Source organism: Methylophaga sp. UBA2513, from assembly GCF_002341285.1.
GTDB lineage: Bacteria > Pseudomonadota > Gammaproteobacteria > Nitrosococcales > Methylophagaceae > Methylophaga > Methylophaga marina.
Genome location: NZ_DDNT01000010.1, coordinates 204573 through 227365, shown reverse-complemented (window position 1 = coordinate 227365; position 22793 = coordinate 204573). Strand labels below are relative to the sequence as shown.

33 protein-coding genes are annotated in these 22793 nt (G+C 48.4%); 32 read left to right on the top strand and 1 reads right to left on the bottom strand.

Features of this window, described 5'->3' with window-relative positions; all coding sequences use genetic code 11:
• Positions 1–11 precede the first annotated feature (11 nt).
• Complete coding sequence (locus tag B3V56_RS06985; protein ID WP_289283319.1) at positions 12–1814, bottom strand: terminase large subunit domain-containing protein; 1803 nt, start codon at positions 1812–1814, stop codon at positions 12–14.
• A 190-nt stretch (positions 1815–2004) separates the two neighbouring features.
• On the opposite strand from B3V56_RS06985, the gene B3V56_RS06980 reads away from it, so the two are divergent.
• From B3V56_RS06980 to B3V56_RS06825, 32 genes are all read left to right on the top strand, one after another.
• Entirely contained in the window at positions 2005–2901 is an 897-nt protein-coding gene (locus B3V56_RS06980) for a GPO family capsid scaffolding protein (RefSeq protein ID WP_289283318.1), read from the top strand.
• A gap of 27 nt (positions 2902–2928) precedes the next feature.
• Complete coding sequence (locus tag B3V56_RS06975; RefSeq protein ID WP_289283317.1) at positions 2929–3957, top strand: phage major capsid protein, P2 family; 1029 nt, start codon at positions 2929–2931, stop codon at positions 3955–3957.
• 67 nt (positions 3958–4024) lie between these two features.
• Complete coding sequence (gpM, locus tag B3V56_RS06970; protein WP_289283316.1) at positions 4025–4816, top strand: phage terminase small subunit; 792 nt, start codon at positions 4025–4027, stop codon at positions 4814–4816.
• A gap of 114 nt (positions 4817–4930) precedes the next feature.
• On the top strand, positions 4931–5431 hold the full coding sequence (locus tag B3V56_RS06965) for a head completion/stabilization protein (RefSeq protein ID WP_289283315.1): 501 nt from the start codon (positions 4931–4933) through the stop codon (positions 5429–5431).
• Positions 5431–5883, top strand: a complete 453-nt coding sequence (locus tag B3V56_RS06960; RefSeq protein ID WP_289283314.1) for a phage tail protein — start codon at positions 5431–5433, stop codon at positions 5881–5883. The genes B3V56_RS06965 and B3V56_RS06960 overlap by 1 nt, the downstream gene beginning before the upstream one ends.
• Positions 5880–6563: a phage virion morphogenesis protein gene (locus tag B3V56_RS06955; RefSeq protein ID WP_289283313.1), complete on the top strand. Its 684-nt coding sequence runs from the start codon at positions 5880–5882 to the stop codon at positions 6561–6563. Before B3V56_RS06960 ends, B3V56_RS06955 begins: the two co-directional genes overlap by 4 nt.
• Complete coding sequence (locus tag B3V56_RS06950) at positions 6550–7671, top strand: DUF2586 domain-containing protein (RefSeq protein ID WP_289284097.1); 1122 nt, start codon at positions 6550–6552, stop codon at positions 7669–7671. Before B3V56_RS06955 ends, B3V56_RS06950 begins: the two co-directional genes overlap by 14 nt.
• A gap of 11 nt (positions 7672–7682) precedes the next feature.
• Positions 7683–8138, top strand: a complete 456-nt coding sequence (locus tag B3V56_RS06945) for a phage protein (RefSeq protein ID WP_289283309.1) — start codon at positions 7683–7685, stop codon at positions 8136–8138.
• A gap of 3 nt (positions 8139–8141) precedes the next feature.
• Complete coding sequence (locus B3V56_RS06940; RefSeq protein WP_289283308.1) at positions 8142–8582, top strand: hypothetical protein; 441 nt, start codon at positions 8142–8144, stop codon at positions 8580–8582.
• Positions 8572–9015 (top strand): hypothetical protein, encoded by a 444-nt coding sequence (locus B3V56_RS06935; protein ID WP_289283307.1) that lies wholly within the window; start codon positions 8572–8574, stop codon positions 9013–9015. The genes B3V56_RS06940 and B3V56_RS06935 overlap by 11 nt, the downstream gene beginning before the upstream one ends.
• A 1-nt stretch (position 9016) precedes the next feature.
• Complete coding sequence (locus B3V56_RS06930; protein WP_289284096.1) at positions 9017–9757, top strand: hypothetical protein; 741 nt, start codon at positions 9017–9019, stop codon at positions 9755–9757.
• On the top strand, positions 9757–10368 hold the full coding sequence (locus B3V56_RS06925) for a hypothetical protein (RefSeq protein ID WP_289283305.1): 612 nt from the start codon (positions 9757–9759) through the stop codon (positions 10366–10368). The genes B3V56_RS06930 and B3V56_RS06925 overlap by 1 nt, the downstream gene beginning before the upstream one ends.
• Positions 10358–10675 carry a hypothetical protein gene (locus B3V56_RS06920; protein WP_289283304.1) on the top strand — a complete coding sequence of 106 codons (318 nt, stop codon included), beginning with the start codon at positions 10358–10360 and terminating at the stop codon, positions 10673–10675. Before B3V56_RS06925 ends, B3V56_RS06920 begins: the two co-directional genes overlap by 11 nt.
• Positions 10676–10680: 5 nt before the next feature.
• Positions 10681–11088: a hypothetical protein gene (locus B3V56_RS06915; RefSeq protein ID WP_289283303.1), complete on the top strand. Its 408-nt coding sequence runs from the start codon at positions 10681–10683 to the stop codon at positions 11086–11088.
• 8 nt (positions 11089–11096) lie between these two features.
• Complete coding sequence (locus B3V56_RS06910) at positions 11097–11306, top strand: hypothetical protein (protein WP_289283302.1); 210 nt, start codon at positions 11097–11099, stop codon at positions 11304–11306.
• Entirely contained in the window at positions 11303–11890 is a 588-nt protein-coding gene (locus B3V56_RS06905; protein ID WP_289283301.1) for a hypothetical protein, read from the top strand. Before B3V56_RS06910 ends, B3V56_RS06905 begins: the two co-directional genes overlap by 4 nt.
• Complete coding sequence (locus tag B3V56_RS06900) at positions 11887–12381, top strand: hypothetical protein (RefSeq protein WP_289283300.1); 495 nt, start codon at positions 11887–11889, stop codon at positions 12379–12381. Before B3V56_RS06905 ends, B3V56_RS06900 begins: the two co-directional genes overlap by 4 nt.
• Positions 12378–12728: a phage holin family protein gene (locus B3V56_RS06895; protein ID WP_289283299.1), complete on the top strand. Its 351-nt coding sequence runs from the start codon at positions 12378–12380 to the stop codon at positions 12726–12728. Before B3V56_RS06900 ends, B3V56_RS06895 begins: the two co-directional genes overlap by 4 nt.
• Before the next feature lie 3 nt (positions 12729–12731).
• On the top strand, positions 12732–13025 hold the full coding sequence (locus B3V56_RS06890; RefSeq protein WP_289283298.1) for a putative phage tail assembly chaperone: 294 nt from the start codon (positions 12732–12734) through the stop codon (positions 13023–13025).
• Positions 13026–13057: 32 nt separating this feature from the next.
• The gene (locus tag B3V56_RS06885) at positions 13058–13183 is read left to right on the top strand and encodes a DUF6890 family protein (RefSeq protein ID WP_289284095.1); all 126 of its coding nucleotides are present in this window, start codon (positions 13058–13060) and stop codon (positions 13181–13183) included.
• 4 nt (positions 13184–13187) lie between these two features.
• Positions 13188–15026, top strand: a complete 1839-nt coding sequence (locus B3V56_RS06880; protein ID WP_289284094.1) for a phage tail tape measure protein — start codon at positions 13188–13190, stop codon at positions 15024–15026.
• Between the two features lies 1 nt (position 15027).
• Positions 15028–15351: a DUF2590 family protein gene (locus B3V56_RS06875; protein ID WP_289283322.1), complete on the top strand. Its 324-nt coding sequence runs from the start codon at positions 15028–15030 to the stop codon at positions 15349–15351.
• Positions 15351–16529, top strand: coding sequence for a baseplate J/gp47 family protein (locus tag B3V56_RS06870; RefSeq protein WP_289284093.1), 1179 nt, complete (start codon positions 15351–15353; stop codon positions 16527–16529). Before B3V56_RS06875 ends, B3V56_RS06870 begins: the two co-directional genes overlap by 1 nt.
• Positions 16529–17134 carry a phage tail protein gene (locus B3V56_RS06865; RefSeq protein WP_289283294.1) on the top strand — a complete coding sequence of 202 codons (606 nt, stop codon included), beginning with the start codon at positions 16529–16531 and terminating at the stop codon, positions 17132–17134. Before B3V56_RS06870 ends, B3V56_RS06865 begins: the two co-directional genes overlap by 1 nt.
• Positions 17082–18590, top strand: a complete 1509-nt coding sequence (locus B3V56_RS06860) for a phage tail protein (RefSeq protein WP_289283293.1) — start codon at positions 17082–17084, stop codon at positions 18588–18590. Before B3V56_RS06865 ends, B3V56_RS06860 begins: the two co-directional genes overlap by 53 nt.
• Before the next feature lie 13 nt (positions 18591–18603).
• Positions 18604–19317 carry a hypothetical protein gene (locus B3V56_RS06855; protein ID WP_289283292.1) on the top strand — a complete coding sequence of 238 codons (714 nt, stop codon included), beginning with the start codon at positions 18604–18606 and terminating at the stop codon, positions 19315–19317.
• Positions 19317–19688, top strand: a complete 372-nt coding sequence (locus B3V56_RS06850) for a hypothetical protein (RefSeq protein WP_289283291.1) — start codon at positions 19317–19319, stop codon at positions 19686–19688. Before B3V56_RS06855 ends, B3V56_RS06850 begins: the two co-directional genes overlap by 1 nt.
• Positions 19688–19900 (top strand): hypothetical protein, encoded by a 213-nt coding sequence (locus B3V56_RS06845; protein WP_289283290.1) that lies wholly within the window; start codon positions 19688–19690, stop codon positions 19898–19900. Before B3V56_RS06850 ends, B3V56_RS06845 begins: the two co-directional genes overlap by 1 nt.
• Positions 19893–20600 carry a hypothetical protein gene (locus tag B3V56_RS06840; protein WP_289283289.1) on the top strand — a complete coding sequence of 236 codons (708 nt, stop codon included), beginning with the start codon at positions 19893–19895 and terminating at the stop codon, positions 20598–20600. Before B3V56_RS06845 ends, B3V56_RS06840 begins: the two co-directional genes overlap by 8 nt.
• Positions 20597–21139, top strand: coding sequence for a hypothetical protein (locus tag B3V56_RS06835; RefSeq protein WP_289284092.1), 543 nt, complete (start codon positions 20597–20599; stop codon positions 21137–21139). The genes B3V56_RS06840 and B3V56_RS06835 overlap by 4 nt, the downstream gene beginning before the upstream one ends.
• A complete protein-coding gene (locus B3V56_RS06830; protein ID WP_289283287.1) occupies positions 21139–21834 on the top strand; it encodes a hypothetical protein in 696 nt (231 codons plus the stop codon). The genes B3V56_RS06835 and B3V56_RS06830 overlap by 1 nt, the downstream gene beginning before the upstream one ends.
• Complete coding sequence (locus B3V56_RS06825; RefSeq protein WP_289283286.1) at positions 21822–22793, top strand: hypothetical protein; 972 nt, start codon at positions 21822–21824, stop codon at positions 22791–22793. The genes B3V56_RS06830 and B3V56_RS06825 overlap by 13 nt, the downstream gene beginning before the upstream one ends.

Genomic DNA, 22793 nt, shown 5'->3' with positions numbered 1-22793 from the left:
GTGGTTTCCTGTTAAGCGGCCATCTTCATCGTGGACTTACGGCGTGGGACTAATGGCTCATAGTTAAGGGCGTGCATGATGGACCAGGCCACATCGGCATGGCCAGTGGTGTTGGAACGGTTGGCACCATAGGTAATCTGGCTGCTGCCTGGGGTGACGGTTTTGGTGACCATCATGAATGCTTGGGTAATTTGTTTATCACCAGCGGAGTATTGCAGGCGTTGGGACTCGACTTCGCCCAGGGCTTTTAACACCAGCTCGGTTTTGGTTTGTACGCTGTAGTTAATCGGCGTGGCACGTGGGAAGAAGTTTTCCACATGCTCAAATACGCCATAACCGATGCCAGTGATATCAATGCCGATGTGCTTCACATTGTGCGTTTCCACAATTTCTTTGATGCGGTTGGCTTGGTACTGGAAGTTCTGGCCGTTATAGCTGATGTGTTTGAGTACGCGCCATTTCTCTTGTGGGTTAAGCGGTATGGCTAATATCGCCAGTGTGGCATTGTCTCGCGTGCGTGATGGGTCATAACCCAAGGCGACAGGGCGGTTACCAAATGGCCGGGCCGCTTCGGGGTGATAGTCTGACCAGGCATCGGTATCCACCATGCAGGCCATGAGTTTGTGGAGTGCGAAAACGGACTTGGCATCATCAATAAACACACACATGAATAGGTTATTAAAGTCATCCGGTGTGTATTCAATTTGTAGTTCTTCAATATCAAATAAATCACAGCCATTGGCTTCAGCATCTTTCACCGTGACCATGTGACGCCAGATTTTATCAATGCCCAATACGCCATCTTTTAAGGCTGCATGGCTGATATCAAACTCGACTTTGTCGTCTTCTTTTCTCGCCTTATTAAACCGTTCACCCGACCACATCGGGTAAGCCTGGTGTGATTGTGCTGATGGTGTAGAGAAGAGGGTACGACGCCATTTTTTATGAGCAGACATACCCGAGGCGACTTTCCATAACTTCTCAAAGTCCGGTATCCAAAACACCTCATCCACATATAAATGGCCGTGGTAAGACTGAGCCGTTCGGCTGTTGGTTGAGAGAAAGCGAATCTCAGCACCATTAGAGAGAATGATGACGCCTTGGCCTTTTAGCTCAACATCAAAATGTTCTTTAGCAATAGCGATGATGTAAGCCTTAAACACTTCGGCCTGGTCGCGTGATGCAGATAGGAATATCTGATTGTCACCGGTGAGTACGGCATCCTCAAATGCTTCATAAGCAAAGTAATAGGTGGCACCAATCTGACGCGATTTAAGGATGAAGCGTGTTCTCTGGCGTTTCTTTTCATGCCATAGCAACTGGTATTCGAAGAAGTGGGATTGTCTAAACTCATCCAGCTGTTCTTGAGTGATGTTGGAGATATCGTTCTTGGGCGGTTTTTCTTTGCGTTTACGCCGGGGCTTTTTCTCTTGCTTTAGCTCTTCTTCGGTAGGGGCTGAGTCACGAAACTCATGCGGTATGTAGTTACCTTTGGATATGGCCACCGCTTCAGCTTGTAGTTTTTGAGCCTGGGCGATGTTGATGCGAAGGTTGCCAAAGTTAGCCACCAGTGAATCCAGCTCTCGCTGCTGTGACTCTGTTTTGTTATCAATCTCAATCAGTGCATTGATTCGCCTGGTAATGGCTTGCTCAACTGTGTCCGGTGCAGCAAAGGATTCCCACTCGTCAGCATCACGCCAGTTATACAGCGTTCGCTCATTCACGCCGGTCTGAGCTGATATCTCAGTGATAGACCAGCCCTTAATAAAGAGCTTTTTCGCCGTTTCTTTTATCTCTGCTGAATACTTCGCCATGATGCCTCTGTGTTTTTGACCTTATTTTAGGTGCCAAAGCACACAAAAAAAGCGAAGTAAGTCCTTAACTTTCCTAGTAATTTGTTATAGGAATCTAGCCAAAGCAAAAGCGTTGAATCACGGTTTTTTAAGACCTAATATTTTCACAAAACCAGCACGAAGCTGAAAATTTAAGGTTACCAGGTGATGAATGGCTAAGTTAAAAACAGAGTGGAAACGCATCGGCCGCAGTGGCAAAACCATCGATGGTCGTGACATAGATCCGCAATGGTTACGAGATGCCGCTGAAACGTATGACCCAGAGTTATACCAGGCGAAAATCTGGCCGGATCACATTCGCATGTACAGCATGGGCAGCGTTGTTGCCGTCAGAGCTGAAGAGAACTCAGAAGGTGGCGTCGACCTTTACGCTCAAATTGCCCCGAATGAGATTTATCAATCAACAGCTAGATCAGGGCAGCGTCTCCACACCTCAATGGAGTTAATGCCTAACTTCAGAGACACCGGCAAGTTTTATCTATCTGGTCTTGCTGCCACAGACACACCGGCTTCAGTAGCGACGTCTGAAATGCGATTCACCGCTAACAAAGACCAAACCATCATCTTAGGTGAGTTCGTCGAAAACGAGACTCACAACTTCAACGATTCACACAACGACGACCAGCCCCCGCGTTGGTTTACACGTTTATTTTCCAAAGACAAATCCGACGAGGGCGACATGGATAAGAAAACCGCAGAACAACTGACGGCTTCAATGACAGCTTTAAGTGAGTCATTAGCTGCATTTAAAGAACAGCTAGATGGCAAGCCAGAAGGTGAAGGTAAGCCAAGCGGTGAACCTGAAAAACTGGAAATCACCGCTGAACGCTTTGCTGCACTAGAAGCGGAAATCAAAGAACTGAAGGATGCCAAAGCCAGCCATAAAGGTGGTGAGCAAGCTTCAACGGTTGATGCTGAAGCCTTTAACAAACTGCAAACCAAGTTTGATGAGCTGACCAAACAGTTCAAAGCCGCGCTGGAAGAACAACCTGGCACCAATGCCGGTGAGCATGAAGGTGATTCCTTCAAAGCTGACGACTACATCTAACTCCGTTTTATCAGTAAGGAATCAGACATGAATTTATCTCAACAAGGTCGCCAAGCATTAGACCTCCACTTTGTTAATACCGCTCGTGGTTTCGGGCTGCAACCGGGTAATCCTTCGGCCGGTCAACATTACGCTGCTACGCCAACAGTGGCGCAAACCATTTATAACAAGATCATTGAAGATGGTAATCCTTTCCTTCGTCAGATTAATGGGGCTGTGCCTGTTGCTGAGCTAAAAGGCGAAAAGGTTGGCATGTTCTTATCTGGCCGTGTGGCGAGTAGAACAGATACCACCGGATCCGGTGAACGTGTCCCAAAACACTTGGCCGATACGGATTCAAAAGGCTACGAATGCTTTAAAACAGAATTCGATGTGGCCATTAAATATGCCTTGATTGATGCCTGGGCGAAATTCCCTGATTTTGCTTCTCGTTATATGCAGCTTGTTCGCCAAGCCATTGGTAACGACATGCTGACTATCGGTTGGCATGGCACATCAGTTTCCACAAATAGTGACATCAATGCTAACCCTAATCTTGAAGATATGAATATTGGTTGGCTGCAAAAGATTCGTGATTTCAATGGTGGTTCGCAGCATTTAGCCGCTGCAACTAATGAAGTGGTTTTGGGTAGTGCTGATTTTAAAAATCTGGATGTGTTGGCTCATGAAGCCAGACAGATGCTGCCTATTTATCACCGTAACCGTGATGATTTGGTCTTTATTGTTGGCTCAGACATTTTGTCTTCTCAAGAAGGTACCTATTACGAAACCAATGGTAATACACCGACGGAAAAAGCCATGCTGTCCGGTCGTATTACTAAGGCTTACGGCAACATGCCGACGATGTATGCGCCTTTCTTCCCAGAAGGAAAAGTGCTCGTCACACCACTAAAAAACTTATCCATTTACGTTCAAGACAGCTCGGTTCGTCGCCTGCAAAAAGACAAACCAGAGAAAGACGAAGTGCAGGACTTTAACTCAGCGAACCAAGGTTATGTGGTTGAGGATGAGGAATTGACCGCCTTTATCGAAGGTATTCAGTTAACAGCCGAATAACACCCTGAAGCAATGCAACCCACTGTTCCCTGACCGGGGTGCCGGTCAGGGATAAACAGGAGCCGAAATGAGCAAATTAAGACAGTTAAAACAAAAGCGAGCAGAGCCGGGTGGTGAAAAGCAACTGAGCCAGCCAAAGACTGAGCAACCGATTAGTAAATTGAAGGCGATTCAGTTGAAACATCAACCTGATCTAAATCAGGAGACTTTGGACGCTAATCAACATTTTCAAACGCCTGGTGATGGTAAGCCATTCAAACAACTGCTTGAACAATACCAAGCTGCGTTACAGACCGATGTTCAGCGTTTAAGCACCAAAGACACCATAGAAGATAAAGCAGCGATGAAAAAAGAGCTGCTGCCGAACTATATGCCGTTTGTTGAAGATTACATGGCCAATGGCCACGACTACCCGAACAGCGTGGCCGTGATGATGATGGTCTGGTTATTCGATATCGGTGATATCGAGCAAGGCTTACACCTGGGGTTTTACCTGGTGAAAACGCCAAAGCAAACCATGCCGCATGGCTTTAGCAGCACGATGGAAACGTTCATTTGTGATTACACCTATGACTGGGCTAGTGCACAAATTAAGGAAGAGAAAACAGCCAGCCCGTACCTGGATAACTTGGTGAAAGTGCTACTGGATGCGAAGTGGGAACTGGCGATGCCAGTGAAAAGCAAAATGCTGAACATGATGGCAAAGAATGCCTTCCTGAAGGGGGAATTTAAAGCCTGCGTGTCCTGGTGTGAAGCGACTCAAAAGGTTAATCCAGAAGGGCATGGCACCAAAACACTAATGAGTAAAGCACTCAAAGAAATTGAGAAGTTAGAACAAGCCCAGGCTGATAAAGAGTAATTCAGCCGCTTTACAGGCTCCACCGCCGGGGCAGGGCAAAAAACGAAGCACTCCAACGCTGTATTAGAAGTGGTTCGTGTTTTGTTCCGGCACCTTACATAACACAGGGTTCGCATGAGTTTAACGGGAAAACCATCACTAGCAAGCGCATCACCTATCACCAATGATGGGTGGTGGCCTGATGTGTCCACGGCTGATTTGATGAGCAAATACCGTGTGCCTTCAGATATTGCAGACGACACGATCAGCACAGGCTTAAGCCTGGCCGTCGTGCGTGTGAATGAAACGCTGGACCCTGTAAAGCAACACCTTTTAACGCTCGGTTATGCTGACTTTGAAAGTTACCTGGCTGCAAACTCATCACCCGTCGTGAGCAGTGAACTATTACTGGTTCACTATGAAGCGGCGGTCTATAGCCGTGCCAAAGCGTTCCTGTTGCAACAGTTCATCAGCATGAACCGCCGAGAAGTAGCTGAAAATCAGGCCAAAGAATCTGAGCAAACAGAAAAATTCTGGCTCGATGAAAGCCAGTCATCCATTGCATCGCTCTGGAATACATTTTTTCCTGATAACCCAAAAATGAAAACGCATGGTTTTCACGCGGTGCTGCTGTAATGAAGATGTTACAAGCCATCACTGAATCCGTGCTGAAGCTGAACATGGTCGCGGCTGAAAACATCGATGCTTGGGCAGAAAATGCCCGTTTCGTTGGTGTGGCCAAAGATATGGGCAACGATGGCATGGTGCTGTTTCGCCTGCATTACACAGCAGCCATCGTCATTGAGCGTTTCCCGCACCAGGAGCATCCCGCCGAGCTGTTATTCGGCCATGTCATTGCCTGGTTAATCGATAACGACGAATTACGCGAACAGTTGGAGCTCGATCCACCTGAAACCGATATCGACATCCTGGATAACCAAACGGCCGATTTAGAAATCAACATCGATTTTGTTGAAGACGTGGAAATCATCCAAGACCCTGCTGGACCACTACGGTTAAACGGTGAACGTTATCGCTTGGCACCGGTGCGTATTGATTATGCCCTGGAAGGTGAGGTGAGAACATGAATCCCACATTAAGTATTCAGGTCACCGGCCTGATGACGCTTAAACAGCAGATTGAAATACTCGGCCTGCCAACAAAGCTTCGCCGTCGATTACTTGCACGAGTGGGTAAAAAAGCCATATCTGACAGCAAACGCCGAGTTCGCACGCAAACGGACCTCTCTGGCCAGGCATATCCAGCCCGTGCCAAAAAGAAACGTGGTGGCAGCAAAATGCTACTGAAACTCGCTCGACAGCTCAAAGTCATCCGCGCAGATGGCACTGAGGCCGTGGTCGGTTTTTATAAGCGTTCATCAGCTCGTATAGCGGCTAAGCAACAGCATGGTTACACACAGCGCGTGACCACGCGCTCACTGAAAAGAAACAGTGCAAAAAATCAAGACAGCCCAGCCACACGCGACCAGGCACGCGCCTTACGTGAGGCCGGCTTCACCATCAATAAACGCAAATCAAAGAACGGCAAAAAGCCAAGCCTTAAGTGGGTAACGCAAAACCTCACCATTGGCCAGGCTGGTTCGTTGTTACGTCAGTTACGTGAGCAAGCGGGCGAAAGTCCAAAAACATCATGGAAAACCACGCTGCCGGCACGCTCATTTTTAGGGGCAACCAAGGCCGACATTACGCAGCACTTTGATGCCATTTTAAAACAAATTAAGCAGGAGATAGCCCGTGGCGTTACCTAAAATTACGGTCAATGCGCTCAATTTACAGCAAGGCCCATTCCCAACGGTCGAGAAATATTTGTTGTTTATCGGTGTGGCAGCGACCAATGTTGATCAATTGTTATTCCTAAATACTGATAGCGATTTAGATGCTGAACTTGGCGAAGCCGATTCAGAGCTAAAGCAACAGCTCATTGCAGCCAGACAAAATGCCGGTGAAAACTGGGCGGCTGTGGCTGTGCCGGTGGCTAATGGTGCGCTTTGGGATCCAGCGGTTGACATGGCCATGAATGAAAATGTCCGAGTTGAAGGGGCGGTGATTTGTACACCGGTCACTCAGGCATCTGATTTTACTGCCATGCAAACTAAAGCAGTTAATATCGAAGCTCAATATGGCCGTCGTCTTTTCTTTATTGGTGCTGTGCGCGGTATCGATAGCGAAAATGAATCCTGGTCAGAATACATCACTGCGGTGAACAACCTAACCGACACGCTCTCAGCGCATCGGGTTTCACCTGTGCCGTATATCTATGACGATGCCGTTGGCATTATCGCTGGCCGTTTGTGTAACTCTGGTGTCAGCGTGGCTGACACGCCAATGCGCGTCGAAACTGGCCCATTAGTGGGGCAGGATCAAACCACCTTACCCGTTGATAAAGACGGTGTGCGATACAACATGGCCCATGCCAAAGCGTTGAATGACCAACGCTTCTCAGTACCATCGTTTTTCCCTGATTATCCTGGCGTGTTCTGGTCGGATGCTCAAACGCTGGATGCACCAGCGGGTGATTATCAAGTGCTGGAAAACCTGCGTGTAGTCGATAAAGCGGCTCGGGCTGTTCGCCTGGTGTTAATTGGTTTGACCGGTAACCGTCGTTTTAACTCGACACCAAATGGTGAAGCCTGGGCGAGTAATAAGCTTATGCGACCACTGCGTGAAATGAGTAAGTCGACGGTGTTCCAGGGCATTCCTTTTCCTGCTGAATTAAAGCCGCCAGTTGAGGGTGACATTGTCATCACCTGGGTTACTCGCGAAAAGGTTGAGGCGTTCATGAAAGCACGGCCTTTTGAAATTCCGAAAGAACTCACCGCCAACATTGTGTTGGATTTAAATAATCCAACTGCATAGGAGATTAAACCGTGTCTAAACGTTTATCCGGTCAAAACTTTGACTTTATGTTCAGCGATTTATTGATCCACGCTGAAAACTTCACGGCGACGATTACTGATAACAGTGCCGCAACCTATACCCATGGTGTGCCTGATGGTTATGTCGATGGTGATGTGTCTTGCTCTGGTGAAATTGAGCTTGATAGCCGTAACTTTAATTTGATGGTGGAAACCGCCAAATCAGCAGGCAGCTGGAGAGGTATGGACACCTTCGACATTATTTCAACAGGTAAAGCCCTGGATGAATCTCAAAAGTTCGAGCTGTTTGGCTGCCGAGTGAAAATCTCTGATTTGCTCAACGTTGATCCAAAAGGTGGCGAGAAAACCAAGCACAAAGTGCCGTTTGATGTCACCAGCTCAGACTTTGTACGCATTAACGGCGTGCCATATCTGAGTGAAGACGATACACGGGATTTGCAGGACTAACGCATGGATTTTTCACTACTCAAAGCCGTGATAGCGTTGATGCCTGGCAGTGAAACAGATGATCAGGTTGTGGCTGATTGGTGCAACTCACCATCAGTCACCCAGCTGAAGCAAACGTTTATCACTACACGCACATTGATGGACAAGCTCGGACCACAAGCAGCGACGGATATTTTAACCAAGCTTGAAACAGCCGCTGCAGGTTCATCTTTACTGGCGAAAACATTGGAAATGATGAGCCCAGCCCAGGGTGGTATTGATGTGGCTTTGGACAGCGTGCGTTTTCAACTGGATGATCTGGCTCTGAACAACGTAATTACTGAGCAAGAAGCTAACGCTATTAAAGCGATAGGTGAATACCTGGTCAGCCCTGCCGAGTCAGTTGGTTTACCTGTTATTACTGCTCAAAACGTGGCTTTTGTGAGGGTGAATCATGACGATTAATACCTCTGCAGCCATTGTTGAAAAGCAAGCCGAGCATACGGCCATTAGTGCAGCGACATCGATAGCCAATGCTGCCTACAGCACAGAAGCACAAGCTACCGCCTTAGTTTTAACCGACAAGGTCCGGTTCGCGGATGCCGTTTTGGATATTACATTGCCAACGCTGGCCACCAGTGGCAAATCAGTGCATCTGTACCGTCGTGATAAAAACATCAAAGGCACCAATCACGCGCCGGTGCCAGGTGATAATTTTCCGCATATTTATATTGGTTCATTCCCATTAAATGCGGTCGGTACCCAGCAATTTATTTCATTGCCTGGCATTACCATCAGCGATGACTGTGAGTTCTACATCAAGAATGATTCTGGTGTGGCCACAAGTGGCACGACCGTGCTGACGTTAACGCCATGGACATGGAACGGGAAGGCATAGCGTGAGCGTTTATCTACCCGATAACAGAATCACAGCGCCTGAGCTTTGGTATCCAGGGCGTAAGCCGACTGTGCCTGTGAGATTGAACCAAAAAGCTAAAAACAAAAGCATTATTGCTGACTTCTTCCCAAGTTCAGCACATAGACGTGAGCTATTGAGGAATACGCCTATCTCATTTGTGGGTGATATTTCTTTCACTGAACAGGGGAACATTCGTGCATATTCTCTAGGTTCTTATATTTATGCTGATATTCCTTCTATTTCGAAAGCGTTCACTATTTTCGTATCAGGCATATATAAAAGCTCTGGTAGCTATGGCTGCATAATCAGCTATGGGGTTGCAGGTAATCTTTCATCATTAAGAGGAATTTTGCTACAAAGTAGTGGTTCTCCAGGAAGCATTAGATTGCAGGTTGTAGCAGGTGGAAACGCTTACACGACATCACCTGTAGTTTTGCTCTCTGAGGGTGACAGGTTTGCATTTTTAGCAAGTTATAACGGGGCGAAAGTTACATTAAAAGAACTGTACTCAAACAATGAAGTTTCTATCCCTGCAAGTGGACTAGTAAACATATCTACGCCTGACTTCTATTTATGCGGAAATCCTCATCAGGCAGGTGGTTCGTTAAGTCAGGATGTCAGCACTATCACGGAATTAGATAGATGCATCATTTTCTCTGATGGCAATTTGTCTTTGAATGACTTCCACATAAACCCATACCAATTCCTGGAGGCCGCGTAATGTTATCGCCTATCTGGATTAGACAAACCAACACACCGGCACCGACTCAATCATTCAATGTGGATAGTATCGGTTCGTCTGAGTCAGCGGGGGTGATCACGCTTTCACCTGGTCCCGTTTCTCTGGCGTTGTCATCCATCCTGAGTCAATCAGCCTTGGGTGATATTGAATTATTACCTGGTGCGGTTTCGTTTTCTGTGCCTGGCATCGAGGGGGATGCCGTGGTGCCGAACCCCACTTTCTCTGTTGGCGGCTCGAATGTCTCTCTTGTGTCCATTCCTTCTCAAGAGTTTGTGGGTTTACCGGTGTTATCACCTGGCGCTGTTAGCTTCTCGGCTGCCTTTATCAACGAGTCGTCATCGCTGGGTGATATTCACTTCTCAACTGGTCTAGTCAATTTCAGCGTGCCAGGCATTACACCTGGCGAACAGGTGCAGCCGTTCAATATTGAAAATGTGAACCATGTTTTAAGGCTAAACAGCATAGAAACGGCTGAAACGTTCGGTGCTATCAGCATAAAAGGTGGATCTAGAATCACAGGCTACATGAACGCCGACATTTTCACTGGTCCGCCAATTTTAGGCGTGGTGGAGGTGAACGTTGGCCACTGAGAATGTTTTCCTGCTGGCAAATTCCAACACGATTGAGCTTCGTGGGCTGCGTAACGTCTTTACAGATGAATACATCAACACAGCGAATGTGGTGGCGACGTTGCACACATCAAAAGGCGTATCTGTGGTGACACCGGATGCCATCACGCTGCATTACGTTGAGGAATCAGACGGCTGCTATCGGGCGTTATTAGCACCGGACACACCCTTAGAAGAAGGCAAGCGTTACAAATTACACATCGTGGCCCAGGGCGAAGGACTCACCGCCACTTGGGAACAGTTAATTCAAGCAAAAGTTAGGCGGTAAACGTTATGACAGCAAGTTTATACGGCAAAGGCCGTGAAGGTTTTCTAGGCGGCGACATCGATTGGGATGCCGACATCATCAAAGTGGTGGCCATTGATACGGCTAATTACAGCGTGAGCATAGATGCAGATGAATTTCTGGCTGATATTCCCGCTGCAGCGCGTGTATCGATAAGTGATGCGTTAACCAGTAAAACCAAAGCATTAGGCGTGGCCGGTGCAGCGAACGTGGTGTTTCAGGAAGTCACCGGTGCAGATATTGAAGCGATTGCTTTGTACCAGGACACAGGAAACGAAGCCACCTCGCGTTTGATTGCTTACAACGATGAAAGTGCGGATTTACCGATTCCACCCAATGGCGGCGACATCAACCTGAATTGGGATGCCGGCGTGAATAAAATTTTCAAACTATAGGTGACGACATGGCCAAAGCAATAAAAGACATGAGCATCAAAGAGCTGGAAAAACATATCCAGGTATTGACCATACAGCGCCAATTGATTCGCCTTGATGCCATCGTTGCACAGGAAGAACTTGCCAAAAAACTGGAACAGCAACGCATCAGCAAGCTATTAGGCCGTGATGTGCAGTTGGTTGAAGTCAGCAGCATCGAGTCTGAGGAAGAAGCATGAACAGCTTCAATACAAAGACCATCACTGATGCCTTGAAAAAGCACGATTACCCGTTTTTTAAGGGTGATTACAACCTCAACATTATCGGTGTGCGTAGCCATGATACGGATGCCAACACGTTTAATGATGTGATTGTGGTGCTGTACGAGCTGGACAAAAAGCAAGTGATGCATGTGTTTCCAGCCACGACCGATCCTGGTCTGTTTTACCGTGAAAACCCGCTTAATTTAGATGGCACGGCGATTGTGGTGCCTGGTCATTATCGGGGGGTGTGGCAGATTGGTCCTCACCAGGCGAAATACAACGCCCTGGTTCAACGTAAACCGATGAAGGTCTATCGAGACAATGATAGCGATACGGCTTTGGATATGGCCGAAACCAGCATTGATGAGGGCTTATTCGGCATTAACTTGCACCGTGCCGGCGTGAATAACATCTCGCTGCAGGTGGATAAATGGTCTGCCGGCTGCCAGGTGTTAGCTGATCCATGTGATTTTGATTTGTTAATGGCTCTGGCCAAGAAATCAGCATCGATGTATGGACCATCGTTTAGCTACACGCTGCTCACGGAAGAACAGCTATGAACTGGCTGATTATCGCGGTATTTGCAGCAAGCTGTTCTGCCAGCTTTTTTGTGGGCTACGACTACCGCGATAGGGGCGTTCAGGCTGAAATGGCAAAAGCGATATCCAAAGCCCTGGAAGATGCCGACGAACAATACGAAAAGGACCGTCAGCAGGAACTGGAGCTGATTGAAAAGCAAAAAAAGACCGAGATTGTTTACAAAACCATTACCAAAGAGGTGCCGAAGTATGTGCCGGTTATTCAGCAAAAAGACAGTGATTGCAATCTGTCTAATGGCACTGTGCGGCTGTTCAACAGTGCCGCCCGTGACGACATGCCCGAAACCACCGATATCGATGCTGATACCGATACCCGACCTTCCACCGTTACAGAAGCCGAGCTCATCGACTACGGGCTCGGCACCGTCAACCAGTACAACAAGGCCAAAAACCAATGCAACGCCTTAATCGATTGGTGGAACTCAGTGAACAACAAGGAACAGAGCGAATGATTGAGAAAGACCCAACGGCTTACCCATTAATAACGTATTCCTGGGTGTTTCTACTTTCGATTATGGGCGGTGTAGTGAGTTATATCCGCAAGCGTCGTATGGGCAAGATTGCCCGCTTTTCGATTACAGAATTGGTCGGGGAGATTGTAACCGCGGCATTTGCAGGGCTTATCACCTTCTTTTTATGTGAAGCGGCAAAGATTCCACCGATGTTGGCTGCGGCCATGATTGCCGTTTCTGGCCACATGGGGTCCAGGCTGATTTTCATGCTCGAAGAAGGCCTGCAGAAGTGGTACGAAAAATACGTTTTCAAAAAACAACTTTCTAAAACTAAAAACGAGGACTAAACCATGCCTTTAACCACACTTTCACTAAACGATCAGAACTTTGATTTTGATTTTGGCGTGGATGATGCCAACCGTTATATCAACTCAATTGATGCACAAGACAAAGTGGCGCCTAGCTATAACTTGCTTATGCAAACCATCAAGCCGGAGCAAAAAGATGAGCTGAAAGAGGTTGTGTTGATTGATGGTAAGCCGAACGGCTTTTTGTGCATACAAATCGCAGGTGAACTCAATAAACAGTTTTCGAGCGCGGTGAAAGTCACGCTGGGAAAGCCGACCAACTCGCAAAGCAAATAGAACAAAACGGATTGCACCAGGTGACATGCCTGGTGCATCACTGGTTGCCAGGGCAACCGATTAATGAAGACACCATGGGCGAAGCGATATATCTGGAAAAACGCTATTGGGAAAACATGAGCAACGCCGTCGCAGCAGGCATCCAAAAGGCTTTATAGCAACGTGAACGCATTACAACACCTCGATTTTATTGTGAAACTGACCGACATGGCCTCTGGCCCTGCCGGCAAGATCATGACGCAAATGGATACCATGACCACCAAAGTGCAAGACGGTTATAAAAAAATCGGCTATGGCGCGGCGGGAATATGGGGGGCCGGTGCGGCCCTGGATAATTTGCTAACACCTGCCAAAGAAATGGATCGGGCATTAGGTGAAGTGAAATCGCTTGATGTTGCTGATAAAACATTAAAACAACTCACATCCACCTCGCTGAAATTTAGCATGCAATATGGCGAGTCAGCCGCTGACTTTGTGCGTAGCTCGTATGACATTCAATCGGCTATTAGCGGTCTGGTGGGGAATGAGTTAGCCACCTTTACTAATGCCAGTAACATTCTAGCCAAAGGCACCAAGGCCGACGCGGCCACCATCACCGATTACGTTGGCACCATGTATGGCATTTTTAAAAATGGTGCGGATGAAATGGGCAAAGGCCAGTGGGTAGAAATGCTGGCAGGCCAAACAGCGGCAGCCGTGCAGATATTCAAAACCACCGGTGGCGAAATGTCGGCGGCGTTTGGTCGTTTAGGCGCTGAAGCGACCAGTAATGGCGTGGCCATGAATGAACAGATGGCCATACTCGGCCAGTTGCAGTCCACCATGTCCGGTTCGGAGTCGGCCACTAAATATCGCGCGTTTTTATCGGGCGTGGGTAAAGCCCAAGAGGCATTGGGGCTACAGTTTACCGATAGCCAGGGGCGAATGCTGCCGATGGTCGATATTCTCAACGCGATTAAAGGCCAGTTTGGCGAGATTGATACGGTCGCCGAATCCGACATGCTGCAAAAAGCCTTTGGTACTAAAGAGGCCGTCTCACTTATCAAGTTACTGGCTAGCGATGTGGATGGCCTCAATAAAAATATCCAGGAGCTAGGCCAGCAAAAAGGCATGGAAAAAGCCATTCAAATGGCACAAGAAATTCGCGATCCGTTTGAAATGGGTACGCAGGCCATGAACGCCATGAAAACGGTACTGGGTAGGGCTATGATTCCCATGCTGACGCCCGTTCTTGGTTTGTTGGGTGATGTAGCTAACCGCATGCTGCGCTGGTCTGAAATGTTCCCCACACTCACGAAATATATGGGCGGCGCCGGCCTGGTCATTTTTGGCCTGATTGCCACAGTTTCAGCCTTATCGATTGTGGTGGGCATTAATAGCTTTTTAATGGTCGGCTGGGGTGCTGGCCTGACATTAATCAAAACACTGTTATTGATGACGAAGTTTGCCTTTTTACAGCTCATTCCGGCTGTTTGGGGCTTTACTGCGGCGTTATTCGCGAACCCGATCACTTGGATTGTGCTGGGCATCACCGCACTGGTGGCCATTGTGGCCGCTGCCATTATCTATTGGGATGAATGGACCGGGGCGCTCGGTAAATGGGCTGGCCAGTTTATGGACACGTTGAACGTTTTCGGCATGGTCGATGGTGTATTAGCGGCATGGGATGCACTGCCACAGTGGTGGGGCAACTTTAAAAACTGGCTAGGCACGCTCGACCCGATGGCTTTTGTCGGTGAAAGCATGGACTGGATTATCGACAAGGTAAATATGATCCCAGGCATCAACATTGGTGACGGACCCAAAGCACCAAAACCCATCGCGCCACCGCCAAGCCTGGATGTCAATAAATCACTCAGCAGCCAGGGCGGGGTGATGCAACGTATTACCAATGCCAACAACTCGCAAACACGCAGTATCGGTGATGTGGTGGTCAATAACTACGGCCCAAGCGTCAACGGCAACACGCTGCGTGACGAACTCGCGTTTATGGGTGGCTGATATGGCGGATTACGTCGATTTATTGATTGTTGATGATGATGTGGTCCTGGATGCTGCCGGCGAGCCGCAGCTTATTTATGACAAAGCCTGCATCACTCAGGATATCAAGCACATGGTGCGTGATTCGGGCTTGCTTGTGGAAATGATTGGCGAGCGTAGCAGCAGCAAGATTCAGGAAAAAATGCTGAAACTCGTGCTGTTTATCGAAACGGACGAGCGATTGATTCCTGGCACCGTCGCTATCACCCGCACCGACACCGAAACCTTTTTTATCACTGCCACTACTTACAAATATGGCAGCACCAGCCTTGAGGTAACAAGCTAATGGCCGATGTGGATTTTAAACAAATCGTTTCTGATGCCGGCATACCGACGACCGAAGCGGAATTGAATGCGGCCTGGAAAGAAGAAGTCACCAACGCCGGCAGCACCATCAGCAATGATAGTGACTATAGCCCGTTCTGGCGTGTTATCACGGCCTTAGTGACTAAGCCCGTGTTATGGCTGATTAACTTTTTAATTGAAACGGTATTGCCGAATGCCTTTTTAAAAACAGCGGTATTTGATTGGGCGGTCGAGCTACTGGCTGATGCGGTCAACCTGACCAGAAAAGATGAAACCTTCACCACAGGTGAAATCACCTTTACCCGTGGCGAAATTGGCACGAGCGTCACTATACCGAAAGACACCATCGTTCAAACGCCGACCTTAAATGGCAAGGTGTATCAGGTCAAAGTCACCCAGGCGACCAGCTTTTTATCGGGTTTAAGTACGGTGCGTGTACCCGTTAAAGCCGTGGAGGCAGGTTCTGCATTTAACCTGGCCGCTGGTTATTACTCCATTTTACCGGTGCCAATGGCCAACATTGTGCAGGTGAGAAATGAGGCAGATTGGATCACCTCACCAGGTGCAGACCGTGAAAGTAACCTCGATTTAAAAAACCGAGCCCGAAATCAGTTTGGTACCGCCTCAGATTTTCATACCGATAGTGTGTATCGGGCGTTAATTTCAGAGTTTCCAGGGGTAACGGTCGATGCCATCTGGTTTGAACATGACGCACCACGAGGACCAGGCACAGCCAACGCGTTTGTGCTGTTCGACTTTGCTGCACCGGTAGCGCAATACCTGGAAGACATTAATACCTATATCACTGATGACGGCAATCACGGCCATGGTGATGATTTGCAAGTGTTTCAAATGCCCGAGCAAACCGTGTCATTGGTGGTGACTGTGTGGCACAAAAAAGGGCTGGGCTGTGATGCGGTGACCACACTGCAAGCGAATGTGCGTGATTTTGTGAATGCGGCCTTTCGTGAAAACAGCGAGTTTTCACCGACGCTGACCTTACCTTTCAGCCGGTTCAGCTTTTCCAATCTCGACCGCGAATTGCACAACCAGTTTACGGGTATTCATAGCGTGGATTATTCACTCGACGACATTGTGACCGAGCTTTGGATACCACGTTTAACCAGCTTAATCGTTAACATCCAGGAGACAGAATAATGCTGAATATTAAGCTGCCATTCTGGATTAGTGCCGAGCAAACCGAAGCACTCACCAAAGCAGCCACTAACTACTGGTCAAAAATTGAAGCCTGGCTGCGCTGGCCACTGGACCAAATGGACCCGCTCACCTGCACACCTGGCATGCTCGATTTGTTGGCCTGGCAGCGTGACATTGAACGCTTCACCACCGAGCCATTAGACCTTTACCGAAAGCGGGTGAAATTCGCCCTGATTAATGCCCAGGATGCTGGCAGCAAAGCCGGTTTTATCCGTATTTTTGAACGCCTTGGCATTGGGTATGTGGAAATAGAAGAACGCGTCGATCCGGTGGATTGGGACGTGATTTTGGTGCATTTATCCGATAGCCAGCTTTCCGAGAATACCGAGCTTTTAAACCGCATTATTCAAAAGTACGGACGTACCTGCCGACGTTATCAGCTCACTGTGATTACACCTATTCAAACGGGTATTAGCGTCAAAGCCACCGGTCATACCTGGTGGTTTGATACCGCGATACAAACCATCGCGCCATGGTGGGCAGATAACACCATTGAAAACAACGCGACAGGCAACGCCTGGTCGCTCGACATTGCAAAACTATAAGGGGCTTGAAATGGGCTTTATAACCATCAGCGGCGAAAACCAAATTGCCAATAAACAAGGCAACAGCGAAACGCTCAACATCACCCACTTTGTACTGGCCAACATTGATGGCCTTGACGTAAATAACGAGCCGGTTAATCGGGTAGAAGCTATGCCGGCAGCGGGAAACATTCGGGACACGCTACCGGTGACCAAACAGGGCTATGTCAATACCAATCAGGTTGTGTATTCCCTGGTGATGGATAGCGCCATAGGTGACTATGACTTTAACTGGGTTGGGCTGATTGATGATGAAGGCGTACTGGTTGCCGTGACCTATACGCCGCTTATCCAAAAGCGAAAAACAGCGGGGGCGGTGCCAGGCAATAACCTGACGCGTAATTTTCTGATCGCCTTTTCGGGCATTCAGGCCACCACGGCCATCGCGGTACCGGCTGAAACATGGCAGATTGATTTTAATGCACGCCTGCACGGCATCGATGAGCGTGAGCGCTTATCCAACTATGACATTTATGGCCATGAAGGTTTTCTTAGTGATGGCTGGAAAGTTGAACGAGTTGGCACGTCATCCACGTATAACGTGTTACCAGGCGTGGGCTATGTCGGCGGCATTCGCATTGCTGAAACACTGACACAACAAGTCACCGCCACGGGGCCAAAATCAGTCTGGCTTGATGTGTCACTGCAGGGTGATATATCCGATATGACGGCGGTGGTCGACTTTGTGATTGATGCGGTTAGTCATAACGATTACACCGATGGCAATGGCTTTAATCATTACCTGACCAAAATCAGTGATATTGCAGCCAATGGCGATGTGACCGATGTACGGGTAGATGGTGACGGCCTTTCTCAGCATTTGTTGGATGAAGACCCACACCCTCAATACCTCACCGAAGCCGAAGCCAACGCTTTATATAAAGCAAAAACGGCCATCGATTACCCGATTGGTGCTTTGCTGATCATGGATGGTGATGTGGTACCAACGGGATTTTTAAAACGTAACGGGGCAGAACTAGTACGTGCCTCATACCCACTGTTGTGGGCCTATGCTCAGACAGTTAGCAACTTTGTGACACAAGCCACTAAGGATAGCGACCCTGAAGCTTATGCCGGTTACTACGGTGATGGGGATGGTTCCACCACCTTCACGATACCTGATTGGCGTGGTGAATTTTGGCGTGCCTGGGATGATGGTCGTGGTGTCGATGTGGGGAGGGCTATTGGTTCATTCCAAGGCGATGCAATTAGGAACATTACGGCTAGTGTATTAACACAATCAAGATTGCTGGATTTCGAAGGTGCGTTTACGTCTGGAGGAAATATCGATGGCGGTGTGAATGGCAGCGGTAATAGCCCAGACATACTCGCTTTTGATGCATCACTGACTGTCCCCACTGCTGACCAAAACAGACCCCGAAGTATTTCGGGTATGGCTTTAGTACGCGCATATTAATCAGAGGTTAATAATGGATATCACACATTACTCACGAAAAACGGGCGAGCCTTTAAATCCAGGAAAGGCTGATGCTGATCCAAAGAACGACGGTCAATTTCTAATCCCAGCCTATGCCACACCGGACACAGTTCCTGAAGTTGAAGAAAATCAATGCGCCGTGTTTACCGATGAAAATGGCACGGTGCCACGCTCACATAAAGAGGGCGAATGGAAAATTGTTGCTGATCATCGTGGCTACTTTGGCTATGACGCAAATGGCAATGAGCAAGAAATATCTGAGCTAGGTATTGAGCCTGACGAGTCATGGACATTAACCAAACCAGAGCCACCTTTTGTATTTACTGATGCCGCTCAACTTAAAAACACTGAGATTAAAAACGGCTTTCAGGCAGCAGTGCAGGCCATCACCACCACCTACACACAAGAGGAAATATCGACTTTTCTCACCCAAGAAAATGAGGCCTTAGCCTGGCAAGCGGATAACACCGCTTTAACGCCTGGCATTGATTACATTGTGGCCAATCGCCCCTCGGTGGATAAAGCCACATTAGTGGGCCGCATCATCACCAATGCCACTACATACAAAGACATCGTGTTTCCTGCTATGGGTAAAAAGCAGGCGTATGAAGACGAGCTTTATGCCTTGCAAATTCAGCATGAAGACAGCGAACAACCCGATGTTACTCAGGCCGATATTGACGCCATTATCGTGGACTTTAGCTGATGAACTGCCAATTCACGCCTGTTCGATGGGCTGAGCTAAGCGAGTCAGAAAAACACACCTTTGGTAATGGTTGCGGCCCTGCCTGGTTTCCTGATTGGTTGGTCAATTTACTGTTTGGCTGGTTTTTTGAGGCTTCATGCCGCCGGCATGACTTTGCTTATAGTCGTGGTGGTTCACCTAGTGACAGAAAAGCCGCCGACAAGGGATTTTTCAAGGCCATGCTGCGTGATGCTAAACGCTTAAGTAGCTATCAACACTGGCTGGCCAGTGTGGTGGCCGTGGTGTTTTATCTGCTAGTGCGCTTGTTTGGCTGGCTGGCGTTTGAGTATGGGCCTTACCTCACTTTAACCATGATTTATGAGGCGGAATAGTGAAAATAACCGTCACTCAAACAATCCCGATTTATGATGTGGTTGGACACAAGCAAGTGAAAATACCGGTGTTTAACTTCACCACGATCGATGAGTTTTATCGCGGTTTTTATCGTGATTTTGAGTGCGTGCCACCTTATCGCCGTGGGCAATACAGCATGCCGACCAATCTAGTGTCCGGCTATGAGCAATGGAAGCGTGACAATGTCTAATTGGTCACCGGTGGTACTTCACACACCGATATCCGATGCCAGTGGCTTAAGCGGTAATGTGACGGTGGAAACCATCACCCCATGGACGCTGGGCGCGAAAGAGGGCAGTGGGACCAATACTTGGTTAGCGTTTCCCAACGCGGTCACGGCCTTGGTGAACAAACTCAGCGCGCAACCGGTGCCGGCGGTGTTTGTTTTGGCGTTTACCGCTGGCAGCGTGAAAGACCTGGCCAGCCAATGCCAAAGCATGGCCGGTGTGTTCCCGCTAAAACAAATTGAACAATGGCAACGTCACGCTGAAAAGCTGACCAACTTGCAGCAAGACAAAATGCAGCTGGTTGATGCGGAAGTGGTCACCGCCGGCATAAAACTGAATGCGGTACCCACCATTAAAGCCCGTATGAAAAAGGCACTCAGCCAACAGGCCAAAGCGGCGGCCAGCAGCTTAACCAATAGTGATCCCTTAGCGGCATTAACTAGTTTTGAAAGTCAAAAGGCTGCGTTTGATAGTGCCATCGATGCCGCTTTGCCTGACTTAACTGGTGGTGCTGGGTGGCGATTTTATGCTGATAGCGATATCGCAAACCAGATACAAATTGGTCACCCTGGTTATGAATATGCCTATACCGCCTTGATGGCGTTCATCGGTCAGCCAGCTGATCTCGCTTATTTACGTGAAATGATGCCGGAGGATGCATGAGCATAAGGCTAGGTGGTGAAAAGCTAAATGGCAAAGACTTCAAAGTCTCCAGCACATTAACCATGGCCGGCGCGGATTTAAGTGGCCAAACCAGCTACACCGATACGGCTGAAACGGGCGACAAACCTAAACAACTTTCTGTGCGTTACAAGATCCCATTTAAAGACAAGGCTCATTTGCAGCAAGTCGTCAGGCTGGCTGAAGCCAAAGACACATCTGGCAACCGCATGGTTTATACGATTGTGAATATCACGGCTGAAGGCATGGGCATTCGCCAGGTGAAATTTGAGGGGGATCTGAGTGCCAGCGAAGATGAATCACTCAACTTATGGTCCGTGTCATTCAAACTGACCGAAGTACGCTCGGTGCCTGAATTAAAAGAATCACGCCAGGAAGCCAAAACGGTCACTGACCAGGTCGCGACCGGCGATACCGTATTGCAGGAAGACACCGCCGTGCCTGATCAAGTTGAGCTAACCAGCTTTGAAAATATTCTCAACTTTATTGATAAACACTTACCAGATAGCGAGACGGCCTGATGCGTTTAATCAAACAAGTCTCCGTTAATGGCGTGCTTCAGCAATTGGTTGAGGACCAGGTGCGTGCCGAACTCAACACACCAGGCCGAGCCATATTAACCTTGGTGGCTAATGATGCCATCCAAAAGGGCAAGCTGGTTACGTATGAAGTGGGCTATAGCCAACAACCCGCCCTGCAGCGCTGGTTTATTGGCTTTGTGGATAGCGTGGTCCCCATCGGTGATAAGCGGGTGAAATGCTTTTGCCGTGAGCTATCAGCGGCATTAATTCATGATATCTCGCTGCAGCTTCGCCATGTGACATTGCGCGAGGTCTTAACCGAGGTGAATAAACTCACCGGATTAAACTTTTCAACGCCCGATATCGCCTATGCGAATACCAAAGTCTCGCACTTTTTCCACTTAGGCAGTGGCTATCAAATGATGGCCATGTTGGGGCGTGTGTTTAATATTCCCGACTATCTCTGGCAGCAGCAGGGCAATGGTGTGATTTATGTCGGCAGTTGGGCCGATTCGCGCTGGGCGCAGATGAAAAATATCTCATTGCCACAAAAGTTGTTTGATCAGCAGCAGGCGACCAACTCGGCTCGGGTAGCCATCATGCCGCAGCTGCGTCCTGGTATGCGTATCAATGGCAACAGGCTGAGTGAAATCACCCTCAAAGCGAATCACATGGAGCTGGTATGGAACAGCTAATGAAGCGCATCCTGATGAAGCTTTTCCCCGAGCTGTTCGCTGGTTATCACTTGCCGATGTTTGGCCAGGTGGTCGGTGTGCGTGAAGCGCCAAAAACGACCGATATCTGTGATGAGTTTCGGCCTAAATATGCGGTCGATGTGCAGGTGTTAACCGAAAATGGCGAGCCTGATCCCAAGTGGGACATCCTGACCGATGTAATCATGTCGTTACCTGTGGCCGGTCATGAAATGGGACAATTCGCTTTTCCAGAGGATGGCACCTGGGTGGAGCTCGCTTTTGCTTATGGTTCACCGCAGCGGCCCTTTATTCGCAGTGTGTTACCCAACGGCCTCACCATGCCAGCGGTCGAGCGTGGCGAACAACGCTGGCAGCACAACCCAGCTTCATTTCAGCGGGTAGATAAGGACGGCAATTGGGAGCGTAAAACAGACTTAACCATCAATGAAGAATCTCTCGAACGATTCATTGAGGCGATGTCGATTGTTGAAACCTATCACGTAGCCAGCAAAGAAACGGCCACCAATGACACCGAGATTATTGGCGCGATTAAAACCATCAAAGCGTTTGGCGCCATTGTGGTTCAGTCGGGCGGGATATTGGATTTATCCGCTGTTAAGCACTTAAGGCTGACGACCAAAGCGGATGCCCTGGTGAAAACCATTGGCAAAATGCAAAGCAACATTGGCACAAGTAATAAGGTGACAGCAGGCCAAGACAACACGCTAGAAGCCGGTACAAAAAACCACTTCCAAGCCCCCAAAAGCTGGATAGGGACCAGCGAGGAAAACGGCTTGCGTTTAATGAGTGATTTAGCTCAGCTCGTGATTGAGCTGGCTGAAATATTGGCCCAACATACACACCCCAGCACAGGGCAAATTACGCAGTCTTCACAGGTGACCAACATTGCCACACTGACCACGGCCATTAAGGGCCGCATTGATGGCATAGCAGAATGA

Coding starts and splice junctions, on each gene's coding strand:
- B3V56_RS06875 (WP_289283322.1), top strand. CDS start 15,028: ATGGCGGATTACGTCGATTTATTGATTGTTGATGATGATGTGGTCCTG.
- B3V56_RS06900 (WP_289283300.1), top strand. CDS start 11,887: ATGAACTGGCTGATTATCGCGGTATTTGCAGCAAGCTGTTCTGCCAGC.
- gpM (WP_289283316.1), top strand. CDS start 4,025: ATGAGCAAATTAAGACAGTTAAAACAAAAGCGAGCAGAGCCGGGTGGT.
- B3V56_RS06980 (WP_289283318.1), top strand. CDS start 2,005: ATGGCTAAGTTAAAAACAGAGTGGAAACGCATCGGCCGCAGTGGCAAA.
- B3V56_RS06855 (WP_289283292.1), top strand. CDS start 18,604: ATGGATATCACACATTACTCACGAAAAACGGGCGAGCCTTTAAATCCA.
- B3V56_RS06890 (WP_289283298.1), top strand. CDS start 12,732: ATGCCTTTAACCACACTTTCACTAAACGATCAGAACTTTGATTTTGAT.
- B3V56_RS06825 (WP_289283286.1), top strand. CDS start 21,822: ATGGAACAGCTAATGAAGCGCATCCTGATGAAGCTTTTCCCCGAGCTG.
- B3V56_RS06915 (WP_289283303.1), top strand. CDS start 10,681: ATGACAGCAAGTTTATACGGCAAAGGCCGTGAAGGTTTTCTAGGCGGC.
- B3V56_RS06895 (WP_289283299.1), top strand. CDS start 12,378: ATGATTGAGAAAGACCCAACGGCTTACCCATTAATAACGTATTCCTGG.
- B3V56_RS06840 (WP_289283289.1), top strand. CDS start 19,893: ATGTCTAATTGGTCACCGGTGGTACTTCACACACCGATATCCGATGCC.
- B3V56_RS06850 (WP_289283291.1), top strand. CDS start 19,317: ATGAACTGCCAATTCACGCCTGTTCGATGGGCTGAGCTAAGCGAGTCA.
- B3V56_RS06905 (WP_289283301.1), top strand. CDS start 11,303: ATGAACAGCTTCAATACAAAGACCATCACTGATGCCTTGAAAAAGCAC.
- B3V56_RS06965 (WP_289283315.1), top strand. CDS start 4,931: ATGAGTTTAACGGGAAAACCATCACTAGCAAGCGCATCACCTATCACC.
- B3V56_RS06910 (WP_289283302.1), top strand. CDS start 11,097: ATGGCCAAAGCAATAAAAGACATGAGCATCAAAGAGCTGGAAAAACAT.
- B3V56_RS06870 (WP_289284093.1), top strand. CDS start 15,351: ATGGCCGATGTGGATTTTAAACAAATCGTTTCTGATGCCGGCATACCG.
- B3V56_RS06940 (WP_289283308.1), top strand. CDS start 8,142: ATGGATTTTTCACTACTCAAAGCCGTGATAGCGTTGATGCCTGGCAGT.
- B3V56_RS06975 (WP_289283317.1), top strand. CDS start 2,929: ATGAATTTATCTCAACAAGGTCGCCAAGCATTAGACCTCCACTTTGTT.
- B3V56_RS06830 (WP_289283287.1), top strand. CDS start 21,139: ATGCGTTTAATCAAACAAGTCTCCGTTAATGGCGTGCTTCAGCAATTG.
- B3V56_RS06865 (WP_289283294.1), top strand. CDS start 16,529: ATGCTGAATATTAAGCTGCCATTCTGGATTAGTGCCGAGCAAACCGAA.
- B3V56_RS06960 (WP_289283314.1), top strand. CDS start 5,431: ATGAAGATGTTACAAGCCATCACTGAATCCGTGCTGAAGCTGAACATG.
- B3V56_RS06835 (WP_289284092.1), top strand. CDS start 20,597: ATGAGCATAAGGCTAGGTGGTGAAAAGCTAAATGGCAAAGACTTCAAA.
- B3V56_RS06955 (WP_289283313.1), top strand. CDS start 5,880: ATGAATCCCACATTAAGTATTCAGGTCACCGGCCTGATGACGCTTAAA.
- B3V56_RS06935 (WP_289283307.1), top strand. CDS start 8,572: ATGACGATTAATACCTCTGCAGCCATTGTTGAAAAGCAAGCCGAGCAT.
- B3V56_RS06925 (WP_289283305.1), top strand. CDS start 9,757: ATGTTATCGCCTATCTGGATTAGACAAACCAACACACCGGCACCGACT.
- B3V56_RS06985 (WP_289283319.1), bottom strand. CDS start 1,814: ATGGCGAAGTATTCAGCAGAGATAAAAGAAACGGCGAAAAAGCTCTTT.